The sequence below is a fragment of the Corynebacterium intestinale genome (assembly GCF_023574125.1).
Taxonomy (GTDB): domain Bacteria; phylum Actinomycetota; class Actinomycetes; order Mycobacteriales; family Mycobacteriaceae; genus Corynebacterium; species Corynebacterium hesseae.
Genome location: NZ_JAMKFF010000005.1, coordinates 146,988 through 173,124, shown reverse-complemented (window position 1 = coordinate 173,124; position 26,137 = coordinate 146,988). Strand labels below are relative to the sequence as shown.

Here is a 26,137-nt window from a genome sequence, read left to right as displayed (position 1 = left end):
AAACATGCGCCTCACCACCAACACATAACCACCAACAACGCCTGAGTAAGACACCGCTACCGGATACTCACTCAGGCGCTACCAGATACTCACCACACCGCTACCATTTCAGTCTTCTGAACATGGCGACGTCCCCCCAAACCCCCACCTACTCAATCTCACCGTTCCCCCACACGAGCACCAGCGCACAACACGCCCTTGCTCCAGGATCACCAAAGCCCCCTTTTCCACCGCAGGGAAACGGTGGAAAAGGGGGCTTTGGTCTTTAGACTGACCTTCTATGTGTCAGCCGGCCTCTAAGGGCCGACTGGCCCTCGGTATGCGTCAGTGTCTCTCTTACTTGGAGGAACCGTTGGAAGAACCTGCACCCGGTGCACAAGCATCAGCGATAAGACCGATAGCCAGAGCACCAGCAGCAATCAGAGCCACAGCGCCAGCAGCCTGCTGGTGGTCAACACCGAAACGCTTCAGCTGCGCATCGATACCAGCAACCTTGCCAGCCAGCGGACCATTGAACACACCAGCCTGCTTCTGCAGCTGAGTATTCAGATTCTGAATCTGCTTGTTAATCGGAGCAACAAAATCCTTCAGACCCGGAATATTCATCTGGGAAGCCAGACCAACCGGAATCAGGAACAGCAGCGGGATACCAACACCCAAACCAGTGTTGATGCAACGCTGAGACAGGTTCGAAGAACCATCCCAATCAGAAGAATCATCCGGCTTGCCAGAGTCATCCTTGCCCGGCTTCTTGTTGTCGTCAACGCCCTTCTCGTGGCCCTCAACCGGAACCTCGACCTTGACCTTGCCACCGTCCAGATCCGGATCCTCAACAACTACCGTGATCGGACCATCAACATCCTTACCCGGAGTAACAACAACGTTGCCGTCCTTGTCAATCTCGGCCGGAATCTTAGTGCCATCCTCATCGGTAGCAGAAACCTTGGTGTCCTTATCCGGGTTCGTGACCTTGACACCGGTGTCCTGCTGCTTATCGGTAGGCTTAACCGGCTTCACACCAGAATCATCAACCGTGGTCTTATCATCGCCCGGCTGCACGTCCGAGGAGCCCTTCTCGACTAGGTCAGCAACATTGTTGCCGTTCTTGTCGGTAATACCGGTATCACCAAGGCCGTCGCCGTCCTCGTCCTTAACCGAGCCCTCCGGAACCTCAGACTCATCCTTGTTGGACTTGCCGTCACCGTCGGTGTCCTCGTCACCATCATTGGTGCCGTCACCATCGGTGTCTGGGTTCAGCGGATCAAGACCAGCAGCCTTCTCATCATCATTGGACACACCGTCGCCATCAGCATCCGGGTCCTCAGAGTTGATGATGCCGTCGCCATCCTTGTCACCCTTCGGGCCGTCCTCGTCATCACGGTCGATGATGTCCGGGATGCCATCGCCATCAGAGTCCTTGGACTTATCAACGGTCGGGTCAGACTCATCCTTGTTGGACTTGCCATCACCGTCAGCGTCCTCGTCACCATCATTGATGCCATCACCATCGGTATCCGGGTTATACGGATCGGTACCGGCAGCCTTCTCATCAGAGTTGTTGACGCCATCACCATCGATATCCGGGTCAACGGCATCCGGGATGCCGTCGTTATCGGTGTCGTTGGTCAACGGGCCATCAGTGATGTCAGCCTCGCCGTCCTCCGGATCCTTATCGGTAACACCGGTATCGCCAAGGCCGTCGCCGTCCTTGTCTTCAACCGAGCCCTCCGGAACCTCAGACTCATCTTTGTTCTTCTTACCGTCACCGTCGGTGTCCTCGTCACCATCATTGATGCCGTCACCATCAGTATCCGGGTTCAGCGGATCAAGGCCAGCTTCCTTCTCATCATCATTGGACACACCGTCGCCATCAGCATCCGGGTCCTCAGAGTTCTTGATGCCGTCGCCATCCTTGTCGCCTTCCGGACCATCCTCATCATCCTTGTCGATGATATCCGGGATGCCATCCTTGTCCTTATCGGTGACCTTGTCGGAGTCAGCATCAGACTCTTCCTTGTTCGGCTTACCGTCACCGTCGGTGTCTTCATCACCATCGTTGACGCCATCACCATCAGAATCCGGGTTCTTCGGATCAGTTCCGGCAGCCTCTTCATCCTTATCGTTGACACCATCATTGTCATCATCGGTGTCCTCAGAATCCGGGATGCCATCACCATCAGTATCCGGATCAGCGATCATGTGCTCGGTCACGGTGAGCTTGAACTCATCCGTAGCTTCCTTGCCATCCTTAGTGGCCTTGACCTCAACATCGTAAGAAGTCAAGTCAGCATCCGCAGGAACCTCACCCTCAATGGCCTTAGTCTCCGGGTTGTACTCCAAGAACTCCGGCAAACCAGTAACCGAAACCTCAGAACCCTCAGTGGACTTAACCGGGATAGACACCTTCTCGCCACGCTGAACCTTGGTATCCGGCACAGCATCAACGCTCACGGAAGAATCACCAGGTACCACCGTATCCTCAGTCACCGTGACAGTGACATCAACAGTATCGGTGGACTTATCCGGGTAGGTCACAACAACCGGGACAGTGATCTTCTCACCAGGCTTGGCATCCGTCGGAACCTTAACGGTGACCTCACCGGTGTTCGGATCAACCTTTACATTGTCCTCCGGCAGCGGCTTCTCCTCACCGTTCTTATCGGTGTACTTCGGAGCCTTGTCCTCAGACTCATCCGGAGCATACGTGGCGTCCGGAGTCTCGGTGTCGTTACCCTCGTTGTCCTTGAACGTCGGAGCATCAACCTTGACATCATCACCAGGCTTACCCTCACCAGGCTTGTAACCAGGCTCAAAGGTCTCGTTATCCTTTGCCTCAAGCTTCTCTGAAACCTTCAGAGTCACTTTATCAGTGTGGCCCTCACGTACGGTCTCAAGCACTGGGTTGCCTGCCTCGTCGACAGCAGGCTTTCCTTGCTCATCAACCTTCTGCTTTTGCCAATCATAGGTGATCTTGACGTTGTCTTTAACGTCGTCCGCAGTGGCTGCAGTCGGCTTGCCGGTAATCTTGCCATCTTCAAACTTCAGGCCTTCCGGCAATCCTTCGACCTTAATATTGGTTGGAGTTACGCCTTCCGGCAAGCCTTCAATCGCTTGGGCAACATCAATAGGGCCATAGTCCTTGTCGACTACGCCCGCCTCTAGAGGAGCATCCGTGATCGTTACCGGCAGGTTGTACTTCCGCTCGACGACCTGAGGTTTTTCACCTTCCTTGTCTGCAGGCACAGTGATTGTCTCAGTGACCGGCACTTGGAAGGTACCCGACTTCGTCGGAGTACCAGACAAAGTACCATCCTCAGCCATCGTCAAACCATCCGGCAGCTCCTTGGCTGCAAACTTAGAAGTCACACCTTCCGGAAGGTTTTGCGGAACTTTCTGCTCGTACTTGTCACCAACAGAGCCCGGTTCAACCTTCTTATTCAAGACAGCAATGGAGTCGGACGCAGTTACACGGCCATTAACCTCGAGCTCCACACGAAGTGTCTGCGAATCCATGTCAGCAGGAATGTCAAAGCTGCAAGCATTTGCTTCCTCAATGGTCTTCACATCCTCACAGGTCTTGAGTTCGTTGCCCTTCTCATCGCGCCATACCACGCGTACGGGGTTACGAGGATCAAAGACTCGTGATACGTCAATGTCTGCCTTCTGGCCTGGCAGCGCAACCTCGCCAGCATCCTCACCATCAAGTTTGGTGATCTCGATTTCATCCACAAAGTTCACTGCCAGCGGCTGGTGAACGTTATAAGCCAAGTTACGGTCCGGGTTGGTCGGCAGAGGCTGCTGGAGACTTGGGTTATTCGAGAAGTTCGTCATCGACTGACGCGGGTGCTGGAATACATTTACGCCCCACGGGTTATACGCAGGGTGAACAGTTCCATCCGGATTCTCAACGTACTGGTAGATGTTCTCTAGAGTCTCACGAGTCATCTCCACATCTTGTGGGACATATGCACGGTAAAAACCGTCCTCGTTCGTCTCAGCTACAATCGTTGCCGCAATGAACTTGTCGCGATTCTCCTTTACAGAGAACAAATCCTTCGTCAACTTTGCACGCTCGTCAACGTCCTTATCCTTAAAGGCCTTGACCGCTTGAATACCATCCGGTGTCAACAGCGTGGTAACAACCTTGTAGCCCTCAACGAAGTGCTCACCAGCTGAGTTCGGAGATTGGATCTGGCCCGCAGTTTCCTGAGCTTCAAGCCATGCACGCCCCTCGACGTATCGCAGGTAGCTAGGCTTATCCTTAGTGTAGCCAGGCTCCACCGGAATTCGCTTCTTCTGCTCATCCGTGGAGTAGTCAATCCACTTCTGTGAATCATTCTTGTCTGCGGTCATATAGTCGACTGGCTCTTCGTAGGTGAAAAGGCCCGCAAACTGAAGATATCCAGCTGCACTCACGGCACCATTTGCATCGTTCGAAGGCTTAGTGAAGCCAGGGTACCGACCAGGGAAATTGTAGAGTTGGCGAAGCTCTCCGCCGCTCAAACCAGTTTGACCTTCGGCAACCCAAACTCGGGCCTTCTTAGAAATGCTGTAGGTATGCTTCTTTCCATTCACATCAACCCACGAACCAGGAGCAAACGCAAAAGTACCAGCACCCGCTCCGGCCGAATTACTGCCAGCCGGCAATGTATGCGTCTTTGCCGAATAAATCGGGCTCACGGCGCCGTCACTATCAATCCACTGCATTAGCACCTCAGTGCCTTCCGGCACGTGAGCCTTGAGGTTGCTCTGAGCATTCTGGTAATTAGCACCACCAGACTGATAGGCGTGGCCAATGTATCCGTCGGCACCGCTCTGGTCTTTAATTTTGCCGTATTGACCACCATCTGTGATGTACCCAAGGTCGATTGCATCGGCATTAATTGCTTTTCCAGTCGAAGCCGGAGCATCGGCAGCAGGCTGGGTTTCCTGCGCGTTAGCAACAGCGGCGAAAGAGGATGCGGGAGTTACTGCGTGGACGAAGGGGCCCACCATAGCAATAGAGAGCGCAGCGGCAGCAATGGTAGTGCCGCGGCGGCGTACAGCAGTACGCTTTATTTCCTTCTTGTTCATGGCAAGAAGTCCTTTCCTTAAGACTTGAAAGAATTGATCACGCTAGGGAAACGTGACCGCGTAAGGGGCAAAACCGGCTTACGCAACCGAGAGCCGCTCAACTATTTCTCCCTGAATGAAGGTCAGAGGTTCCAGGGGTGTATGAACAAACTCTTTTTCTATGTTATCTCTGTTCACGAGTTAAAGAAACCGTACGGCTAGCTGAAAACTTCATAAACGCCAATTGCTATCAACAGTGCGACAGAAATTCACTCCCACCTGCCCCTTTCCGCGCAAGCGCGATAAATCTCACATGGTGTTAAATAAATCACATTGTAACACTAGTAACATTTTCTCAGGAATTTACGCCCAAAGGGGGTGTTTTGGACAGTGAGATGCTAGGGAGGGGTTGGATGGGGCGTCGCCAAGCAGGGCATAGTGAACACACAAATATCCTCATAGAAACGCGAAACCGCCCCGCTCCTCCCTGACACGGGAGAAGTTGGGCGGTTGTTGCGCGGCACCATCGCGGTTAGGCGGCGCCTGAGGTTCGTTCGTCTTGGACTGGCTGGTGACTTACTGGTCCTGCATGACGTCGTGGCGCACGATGGTCTGGTCACGGCCAGGGCCGACACCAATGTAGGAAATGCGGCAGCCGGAGAGTTCCTCCAGACGCAGGACGTAATCCTGCGCCTTCTGCGGGAGATCCTCAAAAGTCTTGCAGTCAGTGATGTCCTCGTCCCAAGCCGGCATGGTCTCAAAGATGGGCTCAGCGTGGTGGAACTCAGACTGGGTCAGCGGCATCTCGTCGTAGCGCTTGCCGTCGACGTCATAAGCCACGCAGATGGGGATCTCACCAATGCCGGTGAGCACGTCCAGCTTGGTCAGGAAGTAGTCCGTGAAACCGTTGACGCGGGTGGCGTAGCGAGCCACCACGGAGTCGTACCAACCGCAGCGGCGCTTGCGGCCGGTGTTGACGCCGATTTCGCCGCCGGTGGTCTGCAGGTACTCGCCCCACTTGTCAAAGAGCTCAGTGGGGAAAGGACCAGCGCCCACGCGGGTGGTGTAGGCCTTGATGATGCCCAGGGAGGTCTTAATGCGGGTAGGCCCGATGCCGGAACCGACCGAAGCACCGCCGGCCGACGGGTTCGAGGAGGTCACAAAGGGGTAGGTTCCGTGGTCAACATCCAGCATGGTCGCCTGGCCGCCTTCCATGAGGACGTGCTTGCCAGCATCCAGGGCTTGGTTCAACTCAAGTTCGGCCTCAATAACCATCGGGCGCAGACGATCGCGGTAGCTCAGGAAGTACTCCACAACCTGCTCCGGATCGATGGCCTTGCGGTTGTACATCTTCACCAGCATCTGGTTCTTAATGTCCAAGGCGGACTCGACCTTCTGGCGCAGGATGGACTCATCAAAAATGTCCTGCACGCGGATGCCGATGCGCGCAACCTTGTCGGCGTAGACAGGGCCGATGCCACGGCCGGTGGTACCGATAGCGCGCTTGCCCAAGAAGCGCTCCTGCACGCGGTCCAGGGTCTGGTGGTAGGGCGCCACGAGGTGCGCGTTGGCGGAAATCTTGAGGCGCGAAGCGTTAGCGCCGCGGGCTTCGAGGCCATCGATCTCATCGAACAGGGCCTCCAAGTTAATGACCACGCCGTTGCCCAGGACCGGGGTGGCGTTTTCAGAAAGAATGCCGGCGGGAAGGAGCTTCAGCTCATACTTCTCGCCGCCGACCACGACGGTGTGGCCGGCATTGTTACCGCCGTTGGGCTTCACTACGTAATCGACCTTGCCGCCGAGGATGTCGGTAGCCTTGCCCTTGCCTTCATCGCCCCACTGGGCGCCGACGATGACGATCGCTGCCATGTTGGTGTCACTTCCTATTTATTGAAGTCAAATACGCACCTACTTTACCCGGCATGGCGGTACGACGGTGGGTTTGTGACATGGTCATCAGGAATTGATGCGGTGTCGGTACGGGTGGGCTAGACGTTTTCGGTGTTTTCATCGTCGGTGCTGCCGTCGCCTGAGCCCTCCTCATCGAAGTAGATGGTGTCATTGGTAAACATCAACCGCGACTTGTCCGGGGTGCTGACGATGATGCCGTCATCGACAACAGCGATTTGGGCTTCAACATCACCGATGCCGATTCGGTAGAGCCCGTTGCCCTCGATCTTTGTGCCGTTAGTTGGGATTTCATCGTCATACTGAGTGAACTCAGTACTGCCCTCTAGAGGCAGGAAGGTCACCAGGTTGAATTCCATACCCTCCGGCATTGGGGTCTTACCACCTTTGATGGACCAAGTCCCGCCGTCGCCATGCGCACAATCAATGGCGTTGTTTTCTTCAATGATGCCGCAGACCATGTTCCAGCCATCGGCGGAGATGGTGAAGAGCTCTTCGCCGCGGAGGTCTTCTTCATCCTTAGCCAAATCCGCGGACTCGGTTGGTTCCGAATCCACGTCGATGAAGAAGATGTCCGAATCCACGCCGTCGAAGGAGGTTTCCATGGACGGCGCCTCGGTTCCTGGGCGTTTGTATGCCTTTCCTTCGACGCCAACGACGTCGCCTTCAGTCTTGGACTCAAAAGTGTAGCCTTCGCCGTCTTCCTCCACCTCGAAGGACGTTGACGTGATGTAGAGGGCATCCTCGTCATAGACCTCACCGTTGACGAAGAAGACAGGAACCTTGACGTCCTCCCCATCAAACTCGCCCTCCAGCACCGCGTAGCTGAGGAACTTGCAAGCGTCGTATTCATCTTCGCTGACGCTCACGTCTTCAAGTTTTTCAGTCGAGCCTTTCACGTAGGCTTCTTTATTCTCGAGGACCTTGCTTAACTCGGTGTCCTCGAGTTCTTTCTTCTCGTCGCAGTCAGCGTTGGCGCTAGAGGAGGACGTGCTACTCGATGTCGACGTGGCCTTCGACGAAGTAGGCGCCGCCGAACTCGCCGTGGACTCGGCGGCAGCCTCGGTGAATGCTGGCTCCTCGGCTTCCGTCAGTGCACCGCCGATGAGGCTGCACGAGCTCATCAGGAGCCCGGCGGTGGATACAAGTGCAAGAGTTGTCATGCGAGTGGACATGGTGCTTACCTCCGGCTGTTAGGGGCTTAAGAATTGATTGCTAAGAAGTTGGGCGTTGCCTTGGAGCCTACTGGCGTATTGTGATGTGCACTACTTTTCTGGGGAAAGCTCCACTGTCTGCACGCCGCGCATGGCGTGTTTTAGCGAAGCTCTTTCCACGCTTCTATGCTTCTTGTATGATCTGTGCGCTTGTAGACTGCGGCGGCCACTTCACCGACGCCCATACCACTGCCCTCGTCGAGGCCTCACAGCGCGGAATGCGCGTCGAGCACTTCCGCTTCGCAGAGGTTCCCAGCCGGCAAGAGTTGAAGGCTATTGATGCCCTGGCCAGCGAGATTCTCCCGGAGGATCCCACTCCTTCGCTGGATGAGATTGCCGCACAGCCAGACGTGAGCCACCTCGGCGCACCAGGGCCAGCGCCCCAGGCACCGTTCCTGCGTGAGCCACTGCGCATTGTGGTCATTGGCAGCGATGCCGCACTGAGCGCCGTGCTCACTCGCATGATGCGGGCGGATTACCTGTGGGCCGAGGTGGGCTACGTTCCAACTGGGGAGCACTCCACCGCGGCGATGAATTGGGGCTTAAAAGCTAGCGAAACGGGCCAGGGCCGCCAGGGTCTCGGCGACCAAGGAACAGTGATGGAGGAGGCGCTCTCCTTTGCCATGACCGCACCCGTCAACCCAGTGCCGCTCATCCGCAATGATGCGGGCCTCGCCGTGGCGGGTTCGGCAACGATTGCTGAGTGGTCAAACGAGGAGATCACTGGTGAGATCATCGTTGACGATGCCGTGCTGCTGCGCGCGGACCGCGAGAAGGATGTCTTCGGTGCCAAGCTCGTGCCGATGACGGATGCGCCGGGCATCGTGGCGGCGAAGGCGGTGACAAGTTTTGAGGCGGACGTAGCACCACGCCGTGGGTTCTTCGCGCGCCTGCGCAAGCCTGTCCAGCCAGGGCAACTGGACCCCGCCAGCGTCGTGCAGGGCCGGGCGGTGCAGGCAGGGGGACCGGCGCTCAGCGTCAGCGTCGATGGAGTCCGCGCCAAGAGGCCGGTCAAGCGCGTGACGTTCTACCGTCACCTGCGGGACCTACAGATAGTGCGGCCCTAATCCTCTTCCTCGCCTCCGAGCAACCGCACTCAACTACAGCGCCACTATCCGGGAAAACCAGCACGATTCTCGCGGCGAAGGTAAAACGAAAGGAGGATTCGGCCAGCATTACCTTTTCGGCACTAGGCTCGAAACCGAATCCTCACCGCATGCGCATTGTGCAATGCACCTAGGCGGTCTGCGGAAGACTCTACCACTCTCAGCTCCCGAAAGAACAAGCCCATGCCACTAACGCACAAAATTTCTTGGGTATCTGATGCCAGATTCGCCCCATACCTCGAAGAATGCGGCACGGCGGAAGAGGCATGGAAGCTCTATGAACTCAACGCGCAAATCGCAGCTGCGCTGTCTGAAGTAATTCATCACACAGAAGTCTTGCTTCGAAACGCTATGAGCGATTCACTTGCCGACGCTCACCCATTTGACTTCGGCTGGAACCAAGATTCTTTCGATATTTCAGCGCTATCAACGAAGCTAGCTAAGAAGTACAAGCGTCCTGTCACCAAAGACGACATCATCGCGCATCTGAACATGGGGTACTGGGCTTCACTTCTTTCCACGAAATCCGATGCCAATGAGGAAATCTGGAGAAAATACCTTCGAAACGCATTCCCAGGCCAAGGTAACAGGAAGATAGTTGCAGCCCTGTTGACAGACCTCAATATCCTTCGAAACCGGTGTGCGCATCAGGACTCACTTCTCAACGTGGATCCAACCGTAGAACTAAAGAAAATTCTTAGGCTCGCCAGTTGGATAGACCAAGATGCAAGGCTATGGCTAGAAAACCTCGAACGTGTTACCAAGCTGGCTGCTCAACGCACGCCAAAACTCAACACCGCCATCTTGGGGCATGCCGACAATTCTCTTTTCACCTTTTATCAAAGGGTAGGTGCCGTCATCCTGGAAGCCTCTACGCCTCTTGCACAAGTGGACTACATCGGTTTCTACTTCAGCCAGAGAATCGTCGGAATCTTTCCAAAGGTCTTAGACATTGAAATCGCTTCTAGCTGGAATAAAAAGACTTCAGATGCGCTTAAGAAATCATCCGACCCCGAGGAACAACGTCTCGGGAAAATTATGAGCTACGCACTCTCTAATCCATTCGTTAAGAGCTACCCTCCAGAGAATACGTACAAAGTTTATCACCTCAGTGGGTCTAAGCATCCCTCAACTCTCACTACCGCTGAAAAGCAGGACATCGTGCACGAGGCTAGCGGTCGTGGCTCCGCATTTGTGAAAAGACCTCGGTACTTTCAAAGCAGTTCGCTATTGGCCGCCAGGGTCACTTCTGATTTACCCTCACCGAGCAAATAGCTCGAATTGCCTCCAAAATTCTCACTGCCCGAGTCTCAAGCCCTAGTCCTCTTCCCGCACCTCCGGCGGGTAGGCCGGGTGCTTCGAGGTGGGCACCAGCTGCGCCACGGCGGACTCACGCGACATGCCGCACACCATGAGCAGGTCCACGATGACGGAACGGGTCTGGGCCAGCACAGCATAAGCGGAGAGCACTGCTTCCTCGCCGGCGACGTCCATCGAACAGCGCGCAGCCAACTGGCGCAGGCGTTTGACTATCTCCGGAATAGCATGCGCCTCATCCACGCGGCGCTCATGCGCAGTTTGGTGGGTATAGAGGTCAGAGAGCTCCATCGTGATTTCGGCTAGCTCGTCGATAAGCTCCACTTGCTCGGCTGTGGCCTGGTCGCCGTCCTCGGCGAGCACGAGGGCGCGGCGGGACAGCACGCGGGTGCCGCGGACCACGTTATCGACCGGTGTGAGGATACGCTCCAGTGAGCGGACGTTGCGCTGCGAGCTCCACAGGAAGGGCGAGAGCTTTGCGGTCTCCGCGCCGCCTTTGGTGGCGTTGAGCATGTTGTTGATGTCGTCCTGCGTGCCGCGCACGGCATCGCGGGCCTCCATGATGGTTTCTGGATCATTGTCCGCAAGGCCCCTGGAGACATCGGAGAGGACCGAGGCCGTAATGCCCAGGACCTTCGAGACTTCCGAACGGCCCGCCCGCAGGGGTGAGGAGGGAATCAGCACGATCATCGTGAGGCCGATAACCGCGCCGATGATGGCGTCGATGGCGCGGGAGAGCCCGCCCATTTCTTCCGGCGGAAGAATGGTGGCGATAAGGATGGCGGCGATGACGATCTGGTTGCTCACCAGCTGCGAGCCCGTGACGAAGGAGCCGATCACCAGCGCCAGACCGATGATGATGGTCATGTGGATGGGGCCGGTCCCGAGGGCGTCGACAAGCAGCGTGCCCACCAGCACGCCCACGATGCCGCCGATAGACATGTCGACGGCGCGCTTGAGGCGGTCACTTCCCGAAAGGCCGAGGATGATGATGACGGCCATCGGGGCAAAGAAGGGCTGCTCGTGGCCGAAAAAGTCATGCGCAACATAGAACGCCAAACCGGCACCGAGGGTGCTCTGAATCATGAACACCAGTCGGTTGCGAATGCGCGTGAAGCGCGACTTCAGAGATTTATCCACCAACCGCAGCTGCTCGCGGGTAGTCCTGCGGACGCGTTTGGCTCCCGGTGACGAATTCGACGATGACTCTTGCGCTTCCATGATTCCGGTATTTTACGCGTTCTGCTGATGGGGTTGGGGATGCAAAAGCCACCCCTCAAGGGTGAGGGGTGGCTTGTTGAGATGTGCTGAATCAGCACGGCGTCCAGGAGGAGCCGGCGTCAGCTGGGCGTTGGTTTACTTAGAAACGGTCTTGCCCACGGAGTGCAGGTCGGTGCAGGCCTCAACCACGCGGTCAGCCATGCCCTGCTCAGCCTTCTTCATGTAGGAGCGCGGGTCGTAGACCTTCTTGTTACCAACCTCGCCGTCGATCTTGAAGACGCCGTCGTAGTTAGCAAACATGTGGCGGGCAACCGGGTTGGTGAAGGCGTACTGGGTGTCGGTGTCCACGTTCATCTTGACAACGCCGTAGCCCAGAGCCTGCTCAATCTTCTCCTTCTCGGAGCCGGAGCCGCCGTGGAAGACGAAGTCGAAGGGCTGGGAGCCTTCTTCCAGGCCGAGCTTCTTCACGACGGTCTTCTGGCCCTCATCCAGGACCTCCGGGCGCAGCTTCACGTTGCCCGGCTTGTAGACGCCGTGGACGTTGCCGAAGGTAGCGGCCAGCAGGTAGCGGCCCTTCTCGCCGGTGCCGAGGGCATCGACGGTCTTCTCGAAGTCCTCCGGGGAGGTGTAGAGGTTTGCGCCAGCCTTGGCCTGAACACCGTCCTCTTCACCGCCGACGACGCCAATCTCAACCTCGAGGATGATGTTGGCGTTGTGGGCCTTCTCGAGGAGCTCCTGGGCAATCACGAGGTTCTCATCGATCGGGATAGCGGAGCCATCCCACATGTGGGACTGGAAGAGCGGAAGCTCGCCGCGGTCAACGCGCTCCTGGGAGAAGGCGATCAGCGGGCGCACGTACTCATCCAGGACTTCCTTCTGGCAGTGGTCAGTGTGCAGCGCAACGTTAATGCCGTAGTGCTTTGCAGCCTCGTGAGCGAAGGCAGCCAGTGCCTTGGCGCCGGCAACCTTGTTCTTCACGGACAGGCCGGAACCGAACTCGGCGCCGCCGGTGGAGAACTGGATGATGCCGTCGGACTCAGCCTCGGCGAAGCCGCGGAGTGCGGCGTTGATGGTTTCGGAGGAGGTGCAGTTAATTGCCGGGAATGCGAAGCCGCCCTTCTTGGCGGTATCCAGCATCTGGTTATAAACCTCAGGGGTTGCAATAGGCATGAAATTCCATCCTTTGGAGTTGCTGTGCAGTAAGCCGTGCCGTCCCACATCCAGCGAAACAACACGTTCCAACATCCAAGTATGCCTGTTATTGTGGTTTTCCGCCGCGAGAAGCGGTGTGACCTCACTTAAACCCCGGCTCCCACGGGCTCAAACAGCCCTTTGAGCTGGGCATATTCTGCCGTCAGGCGGATTCTGACTTGTACTTCACAATTCGGGTGCAGGCTTCCAACAACATCCAACCGGACAATTGAACGGACAAATCGCGCTCAGCCACGCGGATAATGCCCACCTTTTGGCCCAAGGAGGAAGGCCCAAAACCGTAATTGTGGGGCAGCTTCGCATCCGCGGTCCAGTCGGAGCCGAAAATGGGCAGACCATCCACCTCAAGGCGGTGTTCCCACACGGATTCCGCCGAGGCCGTCACCAGCCGCGCGGCCAACTTCTTCGTCGCGCGGTTAGCCGGGGAATCACCCGGCAGGCGCACCGCCACGTCAGCCAGGTAGCGGGCAAGGATGCCTTTGAAGAGGCCACCGTCGCCGTCGCCAGTCTGCCAATCAATGACACCCGTATACGTCGCCATTCCCGTGGCCACCGCCTGGACGAGGCCGCGGATCCGGGTGGTGTAGTCCATCATGTCCGCGGCGAGCTCGGCCTCATGAACGGTGTCGATGTCCTCCACGGAGCGCAGGCCCGTCTGCTTCCGCAGCGCCAGCACAATCTCCAAGCAAGCACCGAGCACCACGCCCTGGCAGTAGGGGTGGATATTGCGGACGATTTCCTGCCCGTCCATGCGCATGCGGATGCCGTCCATGACGAAGCCATCGTCATCGATGAGGTGATCGTAGATCCAGTCCACGATGTGGCGGGCCTCATCCACGCGCCCCATGCGGGCGAGCATGATAGCGCCCGGCCCGTTGGAAGGAACGTTGAGGAAGGTCTCGCCCTCGCGCCACGGCAGCACGCCCACCTGGGAATCGATGCCATCGCGGATGTTGTGCTGCAGGGTGCCCAACTTCTTGTAGGGGCGCTGCTTCTTCAGTTCACCGGCACGGGAAATAGCCAGGGCCATCCAGGCCTTGTCGTCGTAGTAGCGGTTCTTCGTCAGCGCGCGGAGGTTGCGCACGTGGATGCCGCGGATGGTATCGGAAATGCGCGCGCGGCGGGCCTTGGTGTTCTTGCGCAAGGCGGCGTCGACAAGACAGTCCAAATAGTGCGCCTGCCACCAATAATGCCAGTGCACAAAGAGCGATTCTTTGGTGGTGGGTGGCCAACTCACCACGGCAAGGTTGGTACGAGGCAAGCCCCACACGGCTTGCGCGTGGCGCTCATTGATGGCTGTCTCCGCGAGGTCAGCGCGGTGGGACCATTTCTCTAACACTGTTGTCTCATCATTCTTAAATGTGAATTCGTTACCTAGATGTAAACACAGTGCGCGGGATCTCACCAAGCTTTTGATAAATCCGCATGCTGGCGAATCCACGCATGCATGGCGATGCCTGCGGCCACGCCCGCGTTGATGGAGCGAGTCGAACCAAATTGCGCGATGGAACAGGTCATCAGCGCCGCATCTTGTGCCTCCGGGCTCACCCCGGGCCCCTCCTGCCCGAAGAGGAGCAGGCAGCGCTCGGGCAATTCCGCGGTCTCCAGTGGAACGCACCCGGGGGTGTTATCGATGGCCACGACGGTGAGGCCTTGGTCGGCGGCCCAGGCCATCAGATCGCTGACGTTCGCGTGGTGCATGAGGTGCTGGTACCTGTCAGTCACCATGGCGCCGCGCCGGTTCCAGCGGCGCCGGCCCACGATGTGGACGGTGTCGACAGCAAAGGCGTTGGCGGTGCGCACCACGGTGCCGATGTTGGAATCGTTCTCGAAGTTCTCGATGGCGATGTGCAGGGCGTGCCGGCGCTTATCGATGTCCTCCCGGATCGCCTCGCGCGTCCAGTAGCGGTAGGCGTCGACGACGTTGCGACGATCCCCTTCCGCGAGCAGCTCGGGATCGTACTTCTCCGCCTCCGGGCCCTGCGGGATCGGGCCCTCCCAAGGGCCGACGCCGTGGCGGCCCTCATTCCATTCGGTAGGGCCCTTGGCTTCCGCTTCGTCCTCAGGCTTAGGCAAGGCCGAGGTCCTCAAGACCCAACAGGTAGCGGTACTCCAAGCCCTCGGCGGCGATGGCATCGCCAGCGCCGGTGTTGCGATCCACCACGGTGGCCACGCCGACGACCTCAGCGCCCGCCTTGCGCAGCGCCTTCACCGCGGTCAGTGGGGAGTTGCCGGTCGTGGTGGTGTCCTCGACGACGAGCACCTTCTGGCCCTCAACGTTAAAGCCCTCGATCTGGCGCTGCATGCCGTGCTTCTTGGCTTCCTTGCGGACGACGAAGGCATCGATATCGCGACCGTCAGCGTGCATGATGGCCAACCCGACCGGGTCCGCGCCCATGGTCAGACCGCCGGCGGCGGCGTAATCCCAGTCGGCGGTGAGCTCACGCAGCAGCGCGCCGATAAGCCGCGAGGCCTCGTGCTGCAGGGTGGCGCGGCGCAGGTCCACGTAGTAATCGGCCTCCTTGCCGGAGGACAACGTGACTTTGCCGTGGACGACGGCCAGCTCCTTCACCAGCTCTGCTAGGCGTTGCTTCTTCTGCTGATCCAGGCTCATCGCTCGCTCCTTAAAATCTGTGGCTTTATAGCCTTGAAAAATCCGCCCTGTAGTTTACCCTCTTGCCGCACGGTTGCCCGCGACTAGTGCTGGTGCCGGGATGGCAGGCCTAGTCGAAGATGGAGGAGCCGCCGTCGAAACGGCGTGGGAGGCGAGCCTGGTTATTTTCGGGGGCGGGGTGTTCGTGGCCGTCGGCAATCGCGTCCACCTCGTCCGCACCCAAGCTGGAATGGTCGATGGTGCCGCGGGCTTCGCTGGTGGTGCGGCTCGGCATGACCACCGGCTCGGTGGGGCGCTGGATGGTCGGGGTGTCGAGGGAATCATCACGATCCGGAACTGCCGTGGGCCCGGTCGGCTCCGGTTGCGGGGGCTCCGGGATATCGCGGCTCGGGTCGAGCTCATCAACGCGCAGCACTTGGGCAGCCTCGGAGCGCGGTGGGAGCACGCGGGCGGAATCGGCGAGCGTGGCCAGTGGCTCGAGCAGCTCTTCCCACTCTGCGCTGCGCGCCTGCCGGGTGGTCTGGGCAAGCGCCCACTCCCCCTCCATCCACACGGCGGTCACCTCGGCGGGAAGGCGGCTCAGCGCGTCGGTGACGCGGGCATCGATGAGGCGCTGTCCCACGCCGGCGTCGGTGGCGAAGACCTCGAAGCCTTCCTCCTCACGCACGTACACCAGATCCTCAGAATGGTTCTCCGCTTCCTCGCCTGCTCGGCGGAAATCCACAACAATGTCGGAGGCCGCGCCGGTGCGCATGGCCATGACGGGGATTGAGCCCATGTCGAAGAGCAGCGTCTCATGGCCGCGGACGCTTCCGGCCACGATATCCCGGGGTTCCTGGCCGCGGGCGGCGGCGCCGCGGGTCCACTCATCGGCCAAGTAGGAATCGTGCTTGATGTATTCCCAGCCGCGCTGCTGGCCAAAGGCCTTGCGCTCGCGGCGGGCGCTGCCCGGCACGAGGTGCCTGGCGCGCTCTGCGCGCTCGGCAAAGCTGTGCGCTGGTGCCGGTTCTGCGCTTGCTTCTACGGCCGGCTCTGCCTCAGGCTCTGGGGTGGTTTCCGGCTCGGTTGCGATGGCGGGCTCTACTGTGGGCTCGGGTTCTTCGGCGTGTACAGGTTCGGCCTCGGGCTCGGCGGCTTCAGGGGCCACGGCATCGGCTGCGCCGTCGGCGGAATCGGTGGCAATAACGTCGGCAGAGGCGTCAGTATCGGTGACGGTGTCGGTTGCTGCGTCACCGGCGGAGTGTGCGGCACGCTGGCGCTGATCCAACCAGAGCACGATGAGACCAGCCGCGAGCGCGAGGGCGGCGAGGGATAAGAGTACGAAAGGCATCATTGACCGACTCTAATCGCCCGGCGCTCCCGATAGGCGCTGGCACGCTGGTCACGCGAGGATTCTAGACGTGGTCGCGGTCGCCGCGCTCCACGGGATTGGCCGGGTTGGCCGACCACTGTGACCAGCCGCCAACGAAGTGGCGCAGGCCGGTAAAGCCCACGTGCTCCAGAACGGCAATGGTGAGCGCGGAGTGGTTGCCGGAACCGGAGTAGATGATGGCGCCGTCCACGTTCTCCTTGGTCACGCCGTGCTGATCAAGGATTTCCAGGATTTCTTCCTTGGACTTCCACACGGTGATGTCCTTCGTGTGGAACAGACGCTCGGGCAGGTTGACCGCGCCCGGGATATGGCCGGCCTTCAAGTCGAGGTTCTCGCGGCGGCCGGCGAAGCGATTGCGCGTGCGAACGTCGAGAAGCAGGCCCTTGTGCTCCTTGACCTCATCGATGGTGGCCGTGGGCATCGAGCCCGGCTTCCCTTTAAGGTTCGAGGTCATGCCCAGGTTGCCCGGACCGGTGAGCGTGGGCATCGCCTGGGCGCGCCAGTTGGACAGGCCGCCGTCGAGAATGCGGACATTCTGGATGCCCGCCCAGCGCAGCGTCCACCACGCGCGGCCGGCGAAGAGGCCGCGGCCTTCGTCGTAGACCACGACCTCGCTATCCTCACGCAGGCCCCAGTGATCGATCCACTCTTGAATCTTCTCGGCCTGTGGGAGTGGGTTGCGCCCGACCTTGGAGCCCGGCAGGCCCACGAAGGCTGACGCGGCGTCCGCGTACTGGGCGGTTGGAATGTGAAGGGAAGAAAAAAGATTGAAGGCCTCGCCTTCCCCTGGAGCCCAGAGGGAAGCGAGGATGGTCGTCTTGTCACCGCGGTAAATCTTCTCACTCAGCTCGTGAGGGGAGATCAAAATGCTCATGCCCCCAGATCATAGGGGCATGAGCGGGTGCTGGCGACCGGTGAGCGCGGTGAGCACTTATCGTGCTCACCGCTTAGTCGGCGGATTACGCGGTGCGGGCAGCCAGGTCGAGGTGCTCGCCGCCGTCGGCAACGTCAACGTGCACGGTATCGCCGTCCACGATGTCACCGGCCAAGAGCTTCTTGGCCAGCTGGTCGCCGATGGCCTGCTGGATCAGGCGGCGCAGCGGGCGGGCACCGTAGGCCGGGTCGTAGCCGCGCTCCGCCAGCCACAGCTTGGCGGCGTCGGACACGTTCAGCGTCAGGCGGCGGCCGGACAGGCGCTCGGCCAAGCCCTTGAGCTGGATGTCCACGATGCCGGTGAGCAAATCCGAAGTCAGCGGCTCAAACATCACGACATCATCGAGACGGTTGATGAACTCCGGCTTGAAGCTGCGCTTGACCGCCTCCATGACCTCTTCCTTGGTGCCGCCGGCACCCAGGTTCGAGGTCAGGATGATGACCGTGTTGCGGAAGTCCACGGTACGGCCCTGGCCATCGGTCAGGCGGCCCTCATCGAGCACCTGGAGCAGCACGTCGAAGACGTCCGGGTGGGCCTTCTCGACTTCGTCGAAAAGCACCAGCGTGTACGGGCGGCGTCGCACCGCCTCGGTGAGCTGGCCGCCGGCGTCGTAGCCAACGTATCCCGGAGGGGCACCGACGAGGCGGGCCACGGAATGCTTCTCACCGAACTCGGACATGTCGATGCGGACCATGGCGGATTCATCGTCAAAGAGGAAGTCCGCCAGAGCCTTCGCCAGCTCCGTCTTACCCACGCCGGTCGGGCCCAGGAAGAGGAAGGAACCGGTCGGGCGGTTCGGGTCAGCCACACCGGCACGCGCGCGGCGCACGGCGTCAGAGACCGCGGTGACGGCCTCCTTCTGGCCCACCACGCGCTCACCCAACACGGCCTCCATGTTGAGCAGCTTCTCGGTCTCACCCTGCAGCATCTTTCCGGCCGGGATGCCTGTCCAAGCGGAGACGACCTCCGCGATGGTATCCGGAGTGACCTCCTCAGTGAGCATGGTGTTGTGCTGCTGCTTCGCCTTCTCCTCGGCCGCAGCCAGCTCCTTCTCCAGCGGTGGCATCTTGCCGTAATTGATCTCGGAGGCCAGGGCTAGGTCACCATCGCGCTCCGCAATCTCGGCCTGGCGGCGCAGATCCTCCAGCTGTTCCTTGATGGTCTGCACGTCATCGATGGCCTTCTTCTCATTGGCCCAGCGGGCCTTGAGCTCGCCGAGCTTCTCGCGCTCATCGGCCAGCTCCTGCTGAAGGGCTGCCAGGCGGTCCTTCGAGGCGGCGTCCGACTCCTTCTTTAGGGCCAGCTCCTCAATTTCGAGGCGGCGGACGATGCGCTCCAGCTCATCGATCTCCTGCGGGGAGGAGTCAATCTCCATGCGCAGGCGAGAGCCGGCCTCATCGACCAAGTCGATGGCCTTATCCGGCAGGAAGCGGTTGGTGATGTAGCGGTGCGAGAGCTCCGCGGCAGAGACCAGGGCTGAGTCCTGGATGCGCACGCCGTGGTGCACCTCGTAGCGCTCCTTGAGTCCACGGAGGATACCGATGGTGTCCTCCACGGAAGGCTCAGCGGCGTAGACCTGCTGGAAGCGGCGCTCCAGGGCGGCGTCCTTCTCGATGTACTTGCGGTACTCGTCGAGAGTGGTAGCACCGACCAGGCGGAGCTCGCCGCGGGCCAGCATGGGCTTAATCATGTTGCCGGCATCCATGGAGCCTTCACCGGTGGCACCGGCGCCGACAATGGTGTGCAGCTCATCGATGAAGGTGATGATCTGCCCATCGGAAGCCTTAATCTCATCGAGCACGGCCTTGAGGCGCTCCTCGAACTCGCCGCGGTACTTCGCGCCGGCGACCATGGAGCCGAGGTCCAAGCTCAGCAGGGTCTTTCCCTTGAGGGATTCCGGGACGTCACCCGCCACGATGCGGCGGGCCAGGCCCTCCACGATGGCGGTCTTACCCACGCCGGGCTCACCGATGAGCACCGGGTTATTCTTCGTGCGGCGGCTAAGAACCTGGACCACGCGGCGGATCTCCTGATCGCGGCCGATGACCGGGTCAATCTTGCCCTCGCGGGCGCGGGCGGTTAAGTCAGTGGCGTACTTCTCCAGTGCCTGGAACTGCTCCTCGGGGTTCTCCGAGGTCACCTTGGCCGCGCCGCGCACGGAGGGGAAAGCGCCCTTGAGTGCGTCATAGGTGGCACCGCGGGAGGTCAGCAGCTCGGCGGCATCCGACTTGGAGCCCGCAATAGCGGCGAGCAGAACCTCGGTGGAGACGAACTCATCACCGAGCTCGCCCGCCAGCTCCTGAGCGCGGGTCAAGACGTTGAGGGCGTCGCGGTTAAAGTTCGGGTTCGCCATGTTGGCGCCCTCGGCCTTTGGGAGGGCGTCGATAAGCTGGCGCGCCTCCTTCAGCACCGTCTCCGGATCCACGCCGGTGGCTTTGAGCACCGGGGCGGCGATGCCGTCCTGCTGCGCGAGGATGGCTGCTAAGAGGTGTGCCGGGCGGATGTCCGGGTTACCGTTGGCGGAGGCCGTCTGCAGCGCTTGCTGCAGGGCCTCCTGAGTTTTAGTGGTGGGGTTAAAAGAACTCATTGTTGTGTTTCTCCGTTTCTACTGTTTGTCCAAACCTTCCCGCGACAACAGTGGCGAAGGAAGCTTCACTGTCTATAACGCCACAGAACTTGAGTCTGTTCCACTCAACTAGAACTTTTTTAAAAACCCGCTTCTACTCCAGGTTGATCGGCACACGCTCAAGTTTTCTTTTCCCTCTGTAATGGCGTGCCTATATTGACACACCGCCTATCCTGGCACGCCGTGGGCACAAGAAAACCGACCCCTCTGCCCTGCTGGATTCAGCAGAACGGAAGAGCCGGTGTTTATCTACGTTTATCTACGATTAAACGGGCTAGATAGTCTGCGGCTGCTTGCCGGGAAGATCGTAGGCAAAGGTCGCTAGGACCACGCCCGTCACAAAGTAATAGATGGACCACTTTTCCTCGAGGTCGATACCACGGAACTCACCCATAGAAGCTAGGTGGCACATGCCGTCAGCACCGGCCCACAGGGTGAAGTTCTTGATATAAACCAGGCGATCCTCCGGTTCGTACCCGGCCTCCCGCAGCGCTTCGCGGGCAAAACGCATCAACAATGCGAAGGACACACCCATCTTGGTCTGTTCCTCGCCATCCGCACTCAGCGGCACCACGGACCCAGAGGCAGCGGCGATGCAGGCGCTATAACGTTCGGGGTAGGTCACCGCGTAATCGAAGTAGGCCACCGCTACGCACAGGAGCTTGTCGACGGCCGATGCATCCTCCGGCAGCTGCTCTAGGAGGTAGAGGCTGCGGGCTTCCAGCTCACAGTCGGTTTCCTGATCCACGGATTCACGCAGCACGAAGTCATTGTCCACCAACGAAGCAATGAACACATCGGAGACCTCGAAGTACTCGGCCACGTTCTCGATGGTCACTGCCTTCAGCCCGTCGCGCGCCGCCAGCTGGATAGCGCGTTCCATGACGGCCATGCGCGCGCGTTCCGCAGGAAGCTTCTGTAAATCCTCAATCGCAGAGATATCGAGAGCTGGATCGCGGTCCGGAACAAAGCCGGCGAGCATCGCACGGTAATCCTGCATAGGATCACGCAGGCTCGACATTTCTAGCGACTCCGCCGCCTTGAACAGCGTTCCGATGAGCGCCTTGCATACCTCGCGCAGGTTGAAGCGCCGCACCACCGAGTGTTGGTGCCGCAGTACGCCGAGAACACTGAGGTGTGCCATGCCATGAACAGTGGCCAAGGTAGCAACGCTGAGCTTTGCCACCGATTCGAAACACACATCGCTTCCAACCTGGATTTTTTCCTCCGTCGCGATGAGCGCGATGGTTTCATAGATCAGGTCCAAGGTCCGGTTATAGGACAAATTGCCCTGCAAGAGAGCCTGCCATTCGTCCTCGAAGACATAGGCCTTCTTTTCAAAGAGGTAGCGAAACAGCTCCGGCTCACGCTCGGCGTACTCGTAATAGGCCTCAGTAAAAGTTGTCAGTTTGGTAAAAAGATCGGCGTAGCCTGGGGCCGCATCGAGCGTTTCCTCAAGAAACTTGACCTTGCGGTCAGTCACATATTCGGGGATCGCCCGCACGATGGCCTCGCGGTCAGGAAACTCCGCAAGCACCTGAGCAGCACTAAGCTCCGCCAGCTTGGCCACGGATTCGACGGAGATGGCCTCATCTCCCTCCGCAGCTCCGATATGAAGCGCAGACTCGAGTACACGCTCACGAAGTGAGTCTTCATAAAGAAAATGCATACGGCTTCCTAAGTTTGCGCTCACATAGAGGAAGAAAGGTAGACACTGGGCGAGCGCCACGCTAATAACTCCTTAATTTTACCCCTATCTTCAGTTAAAGAGCAATGTGTTCAACAAGCTCTCCTTCAGTCAAGTCACACCCTTACCAATAAAACAATCCCCCAGGCCACGACCTGGGGGATTGCGTGCGAAGGGTTTGGCGTCTACTTCGATGAGCCGACGTGCCCGATGCCTTCCTTGAAGATGGTGCCGCGCGGCGGCATCATTCCGGTGAACTTGAACACGAGGTAGATGACCACCGCGATGCCCAGGGAGATCCAGCCAAAGCCAGCGGTGAAGCCGTACATAACGGACAGCGGCGCGATGATGGTCCAGGAAATCTCGAAGGGGCCAAAGCCGATGTAGGCCATGCCGTACTCCGACAGCGTGCCGGACTTGAGCTTGGGGTCCACGATCTTGAGGATCGCAATGCCGGTAGCCACGGTGGCCGTGGCCCAGCCCCAGCCGAAGATGCCGCGCTCAATCCAGCGCTCACCGAAGAACTCGGCGGGGAACCACATCAGGAAGAAGATGCAGTAGATGGTGCCCAGGACGAAGAGCAGCAGGAGGGCCTGCCAGTAGGCTGCGACAGCTGCCGGCACGATGGCCGCCACGCCAAAGGCAATGAGGTAGTCAGTCGCCGCACCGGAGACCGAGCTCACCGTGTCCTTATCCAGGTAGTCCTTAGCACCCACCATGTTCATCACGGCGCGGAAGAGCAGGCCCACGACCATGGACATGGCAAACAGCGGGATGGAGACGTTCTCCCAGATGGAGGCGATGCCCTTGTTAATGCCGTAGGCGGTCATCACGGTCAGGGCGATGAAGCCAACGTGGAGGGTGATGGGCTCGATCGCGGAAGGGTTCGTCGTCGCGCGGCCCAGCGAGGGGCGATCCTCCAGGCGCGAGATATAGCCGCGGCGCAGCTCCTCTGGGAGCTGCTTCGGAACGTGCGAAACCTTGCCCTTGCGGATGCCCCAGTTACCCGCAATGATGCCGCCGACGATGGCGGCCAAGGTACCCACGGTAGCGGAAGTAAAGCCCAGCGAGGAGGCTGCCTCAGCGCCCACACCCTCCAAGGCACCGCCGACGGCCGCGGCGGTACCGAAACCGCCGGTAAAGCCAACGGGCAGCATCATGCCGAACCAGTCGGGCGTGTCGAAAGTAGGCTTAAACAGCAAGAGGCCAAGGATGATGAACAGGCCCCACTGGCCGGTGAACATCATGGTGGAATAGCCCCACATGTTGCGAGCGCCCTTGCCCATGTTGCCGCCCATCTCCATGGAGAAGGCCATGGAAGCGAAGACCACGGCGATGAGCAGCGAAGTGTAATCACCGAGGTTCTCGGAAAAACCGATCCAGCCCAAGACATTGGGCCCCAAGATCAAGCCGAGCAGGCCCGCGGTGATGGGGGCAGGCAGCAGCAAGTCCTGGAATACGAACTTGATCTGGTGGCGCAAAACGTTGCCGATAACCATGAGCAAGGAAATCCAGCCCACGTCGGTCATGATTGTGTACGCAGAGAAATCTTCCATGCGAGATCTTCCTTCCATGCCGCGCATCGCGGCATCCTTGAGACGAGACTCACCCACTTTCGGGAAATGAACCGTAGATTACACTACAACTCCCTCCCCGCTTTGCCACCCCTGACGTATAACCCTAGGGGGTTTTGGCGCTACCCCCAGGCGCTAGGATGGGCGGGCATGAGGGAACTGGGTGAGCACCTGCGCAACCATGCCGAGGACTATCGCGATGCAGTACACAGGCACTTTTTTGCCACCGTGGCCGAATCCCGCCAAGTCTTTGCCCTGTCGATGAAGGACACGCACCCCTCACTGGCCCCCGCGCTGGCGTGGGTGCTGGAGAATGTGGAGGACGGTGGGGTTCGGGGGGACGTCGCCAAGCGCCTAGCGCAGATGGGGCGTGATCATCGCCGCCACGGTTTCCCCCCTGAGGTGTATCCCAAATTCGAGGCTTCCCTGGTGCAGGGGCTTACGGTGCTGGGGCTGACGCCGCACCAGCACGACGTGGCAACGCGCACCATTTCCAGCGTGTGTTCAATCATGCGCAGCGCCGCCCAGGAGGCGGATGCCGCCGGCACTCCCCCTGCTCACAGCGCCCAGGTCGTGGCGGTGGACAAGCCTAACCGGAACACCGCTGTGATCCGTCTGGAATCCGGCATGGCGCTGGACTACCGCGCGGGCCAGCACGTACCGGTGACCTCGCAGCTCACGCCCGGTACCTGGCGCCCCCTGACCCCGGCGGCGCCTTCCGATGATTCAGGGCAGCTGACATTCCACCTTGCGCTGGCGGGTGAGGCCTCCTCGATGCTGGCGAAGGCCCAGCCGGGCGATTGGTGGACGCTGGGCATGCCCGCCGGTGAGCCACCGCAGCTCGATTCCGAGACCACTCTCATTTCCTTCGGCACCGGGTGGGCAGGCGCCCGGGCGCTGCTTCTCGACGCCCTGGGGAGCACCCTCCCCTCCGGGCTCGAGGTCTATGCCGTGGCCCCCTCGCCGGGCGAGCACTATGAAACGGAGTTTCAGGCCAACCTGCAGGCCCTGGTTCCGGAGCTCACTCTGCGGCACATCGTTCGGGATTCGCAGGATCCCTGGCTGCTCGGAGCACGGCCGCTGGCCGCCGGGTTCAACCCAGTGGTGGCCAATGAACCGATGGAACCGGTGCTCGCGGCGGGAACGGACCGCCGCTTCGTGCTCATCGGTCCTGCCGATCGCATCGAACTAGCGCGCGCGGCGCTGCTCGACGGTGGCGTTTCGGAGGAGGCAATCACCACGGATAGCTGGCAGCGTGGCCACGAGTGGGCGGCCTCCGCCGCGGAGCTTGACGGGTGGGGCGATGACTGGGAGGCCTGGGCGGCATGGAAGAAGTCCCAGTGGGCCTAAGCGCTAAAGCGCTTAGGCGTGCACACGGAGCTTAGTCGTGCACACGGAGCTTAGGCGTCCAGAATGGGGAGGGACTCACGAACCTTCGCCACGGTGTCTGGGTCCACCTCGCCGTAGAGGATCTCCGGCTCATAACCAGCCTCGGCGAGGCGCGTGCCATCCGGCGCCACGAGGACGGAGTGCCCGATGCCAGTCGGCCCGGAGGCCTCCCCCGCCTTCGCCTCCCCACCGGGGCGAGCCTGACCCGCGGCCAAAACATAGGTCGTGGAATCGAGCGCGCGCGCCGCGCTGAGCAGGCGCCACTGCTCCAGCTTGCCCGGGCCATCCGCCCAGCTGGTGGGCACGACGATGAGCTGGGCACCCTGGCGGGCAAGCTCCTTGAACTGCTCGGGGAAGCGGATGTCATAGCAAGTGGCGACACCTACGGTAAGCTCCCCGGCGTCGAAGACAACAAGTGACTCACCGGGCCGAACGGTATCGGATTCCTTGTACTTGAAGGCGTCGTAAGTGTGGATCTTTTCGTAGCCGCCGAGCACTCCGGGGCCCGCGATGAGCGCGACGTTGGCCACGCGGTTAATGGTCTTCTCTCCCCGTTGGACGGTATCCGCCGGGGCGAACATTCCCAGCACCACGTACACGCCGAGTTCTTCTGCCAGCGCGCGCACGGCGGTGGCGGTGGGGCCATCGAGACCCTCCGCGTGCGTATCGAGGCGCCCGGAATCAAAGCTCTGGGTGGTAGCTTCCGGCAGGACGATAAGCTGCGCGCCGTTGTCCGCGGCTTCCCGAATCTTGTCGAGGGCTGCGGCGAGGTTGTCCTCAACGTCTCCGGTACTGGTCAATTGAACTGCTGCTACCTTCATGCGGCCCACGGTAGACGAGCCCGGACTAGTTATCCACAGATTTCGCGGATCGCGACGGCCGCCCTTTACGGCAATAGGAGAGCTGGCGCA

Annotated in this window: 17 protein-coding genes; 3 read left to right on the top strand and 14 right to left on the bottom strand. The window is 59.9% G+C overall.

The features are described from left to right. Window positions 1-336 precede the first annotated feature (336 nt). From M5J06_RS07575 to M5J06_RS12520, 3 genes are all read right to left on the bottom strand, one after another. Window positions 337-5,073, bottom strand: a complete 4,737-nt coding sequence (locus M5J06_RS07575) for a YPDG domain-containing protein (protein ID WP_250224348.1) — start codon at window positions 5,071-5,073, stop codon at window positions 337-339. A gap of 555 nt (window positions 5,074-5,628) precedes the next feature. Continuing rightward, a complete protein-coding gene (locus tag M5J06_RS07570; RefSeq protein WP_070523587.1) occupies window positions 5,629-6,921 on the bottom strand; it encodes an adenylosuccinate synthase in 1,293 nt (430 codons plus the stop codon). A gap of 119 nt (window positions 6,922-7,040) precedes the next feature. After that, window positions 7,041-8,135 carry a hypothetical protein gene (locus M5J06_RS12520; protein WP_250224347.1) on the bottom strand — a complete coding sequence of 365 codons (1,095 nt, stop codon included), beginning with the start codon at window positions 8,133-8,135 and terminating at the stop codon, window positions 7,041-7,043. Window positions 8,136-8,311: 176 nt separating this feature from the next. Between M5J06_RS12520 and M5J06_RS07560 the strand changes: the two genes are divergently transcribed. Both M5J06_RS07560 and M5J06_RS07555 read left to right on the top strand, forming a co-directional pair. Continuing rightward, window positions 8,312-9,241, top strand: coding sequence for a hypothetical protein (locus tag M5J06_RS07560; protein WP_250224346.1), 930 nt, complete (start codon window positions 8,312-8,314; stop codon window positions 9,239-9,241). A gap of 222 nt (window positions 9,242-9,463) precedes the next feature. Continuing rightward, window positions 9,464-10,555 (top strand): Abi family protein, encoded by a 1,092-nt coding sequence (locus tag M5J06_RS07555; RefSeq protein ID WP_250224345.1) that lies wholly within the window; start codon window positions 9,464-9,466, stop codon window positions 10,553-10,555. A 42-nt stretch (window positions 10,556-10,597) separates the two neighbouring features. On the opposite strand, the gene M5J06_RS07550 is transcribed toward M5J06_RS07555, so the two are convergent. The 10 genes from M5J06_RS07550 to M5J06_RS07505 form a co-directional block, all read right to left on the bottom strand. Beyond that, complete coding sequence (locus M5J06_RS07550; protein WP_070564041.1) at window positions 10,598-11,818, bottom strand: FUSC family protein; 1,221 nt, start codon at window positions 11,816-11,818, stop codon at window positions 10,598-10,600. A gap of 135 nt (window positions 11,819-11,953) precedes the next feature. Continuing rightward, on the bottom strand, window positions 11,954-12,988 hold the full coding sequence (gene fbaA, locus M5J06_RS07545; RefSeq protein ID WP_070523601.1) for a class II fructose-bisphosphate aldolase: 1,035 nt from the start codon (window positions 12,986-12,988) through the stop codon (window positions 11,954-11,956). A gap of 184 nt (window positions 12,989-13,172) precedes the next feature. Continuing rightward, on the bottom strand, window positions 13,173-14,369 hold the full coding sequence (locus M5J06_RS07540) for a glycoside hydrolase family 76 protein (RefSeq protein ID WP_250224344.1): 1,197 nt from the start codon (window positions 14,367-14,369) through the stop codon (window positions 13,173-13,175). 62 nt (window positions 14,370-14,431) lie between these two features. Beyond that, entirely contained in the window at window positions 14,432-15,106 is a 675-nt protein-coding gene (locus tag M5J06_RS07535; RefSeq protein WP_070523608.1) for a TrmH family RNA methyltransferase, read from the bottom strand. Beyond that, entirely contained in the window at window positions 15,099-15,644 is a 546-nt protein-coding gene (pyrE, locus tag M5J06_RS07530) for an orotate phosphoribosyltransferase (RefSeq protein ID WP_070523611.1), read from the bottom strand. The genes M5J06_RS07535 and pyrE overlap by 8 nt, the downstream gene beginning before the upstream one ends. A 109-nt stretch (window positions 15,645-15,753) precedes the next feature. Beyond that, window positions 15,754-16,977, bottom strand: a complete 1,224-nt coding sequence (locus M5J06_RS07525) for a TtfA family protein (protein ID WP_250224343.1) — start codon at window positions 16,975-16,977, stop codon at window positions 15,754-15,756. A 61-nt stretch (window positions 16,978-17,038) separates the two neighbouring features. After that, window positions 17,039-17,890 (bottom strand): sulfurtransferase, encoded by an 852-nt coding sequence (locus M5J06_RS07520; protein ID WP_250224342.1) that lies wholly within the window; start codon window positions 17,888-17,890, stop codon window positions 17,039-17,041. Between the two features lie 85 nt (window positions 17,891-17,975). Further along, window positions 17,976-20,537: an ATP-dependent chaperone ClpB gene (clpB, locus tag M5J06_RS07515; protein WP_070683618.1), complete on the bottom strand. Its 2,562-nt coding sequence runs from the start codon at window positions 20,535-20,537 to the stop codon at window positions 17,976-17,978. 313 nt (window positions 20,538-20,850) lie between these two features. Next, complete coding sequence (locus M5J06_RS07510) at window positions 20,851-22,245, bottom strand: TetR/AcrR family transcriptional regulator (RefSeq protein WP_070532094.1); 1,395 nt, start codon at window positions 22,243-22,245, stop codon at window positions 20,851-20,853. Window positions 22,246-22,448: 203 nt separating this feature from the next. Next, a complete protein-coding gene (locus M5J06_RS07505; protein ID WP_070523626.1) occupies window positions 22,449-23,819 on the bottom strand; it encodes a sodium/glutamate symporter in 1,371 nt (456 codons plus the stop codon). A gap of 168 nt (window positions 23,820-23,987) precedes the next feature. Between M5J06_RS07505 and M5J06_RS07500 the strand changes: the two genes are divergently transcribed. Then, on the top strand, window positions 23,988-25,187 hold the full coding sequence (locus M5J06_RS07500) for an FAD-binding oxidoreductase (protein ID WP_101736093.1): 1,200 nt from the start codon (window positions 23,988-23,990) through the stop codon (window positions 25,185-25,187). Window positions 25,188-25,237: 50 nt separating this feature from the next. Here the strand turns inward: M5J06_RS07500 and M5J06_RS07495 are convergent, their stop codons facing one another. Beyond that, complete coding sequence (locus M5J06_RS07495) at window positions 25,238-26,047, bottom strand: carbon-nitrogen hydrolase family protein (protein ID WP_250224341.1); 810 nt, start codon at window positions 26,045-26,047, stop codon at window positions 25,238-25,240. Between the last annotated feature and the right edge of the window lie 90 nt (window positions 26,048-26,137).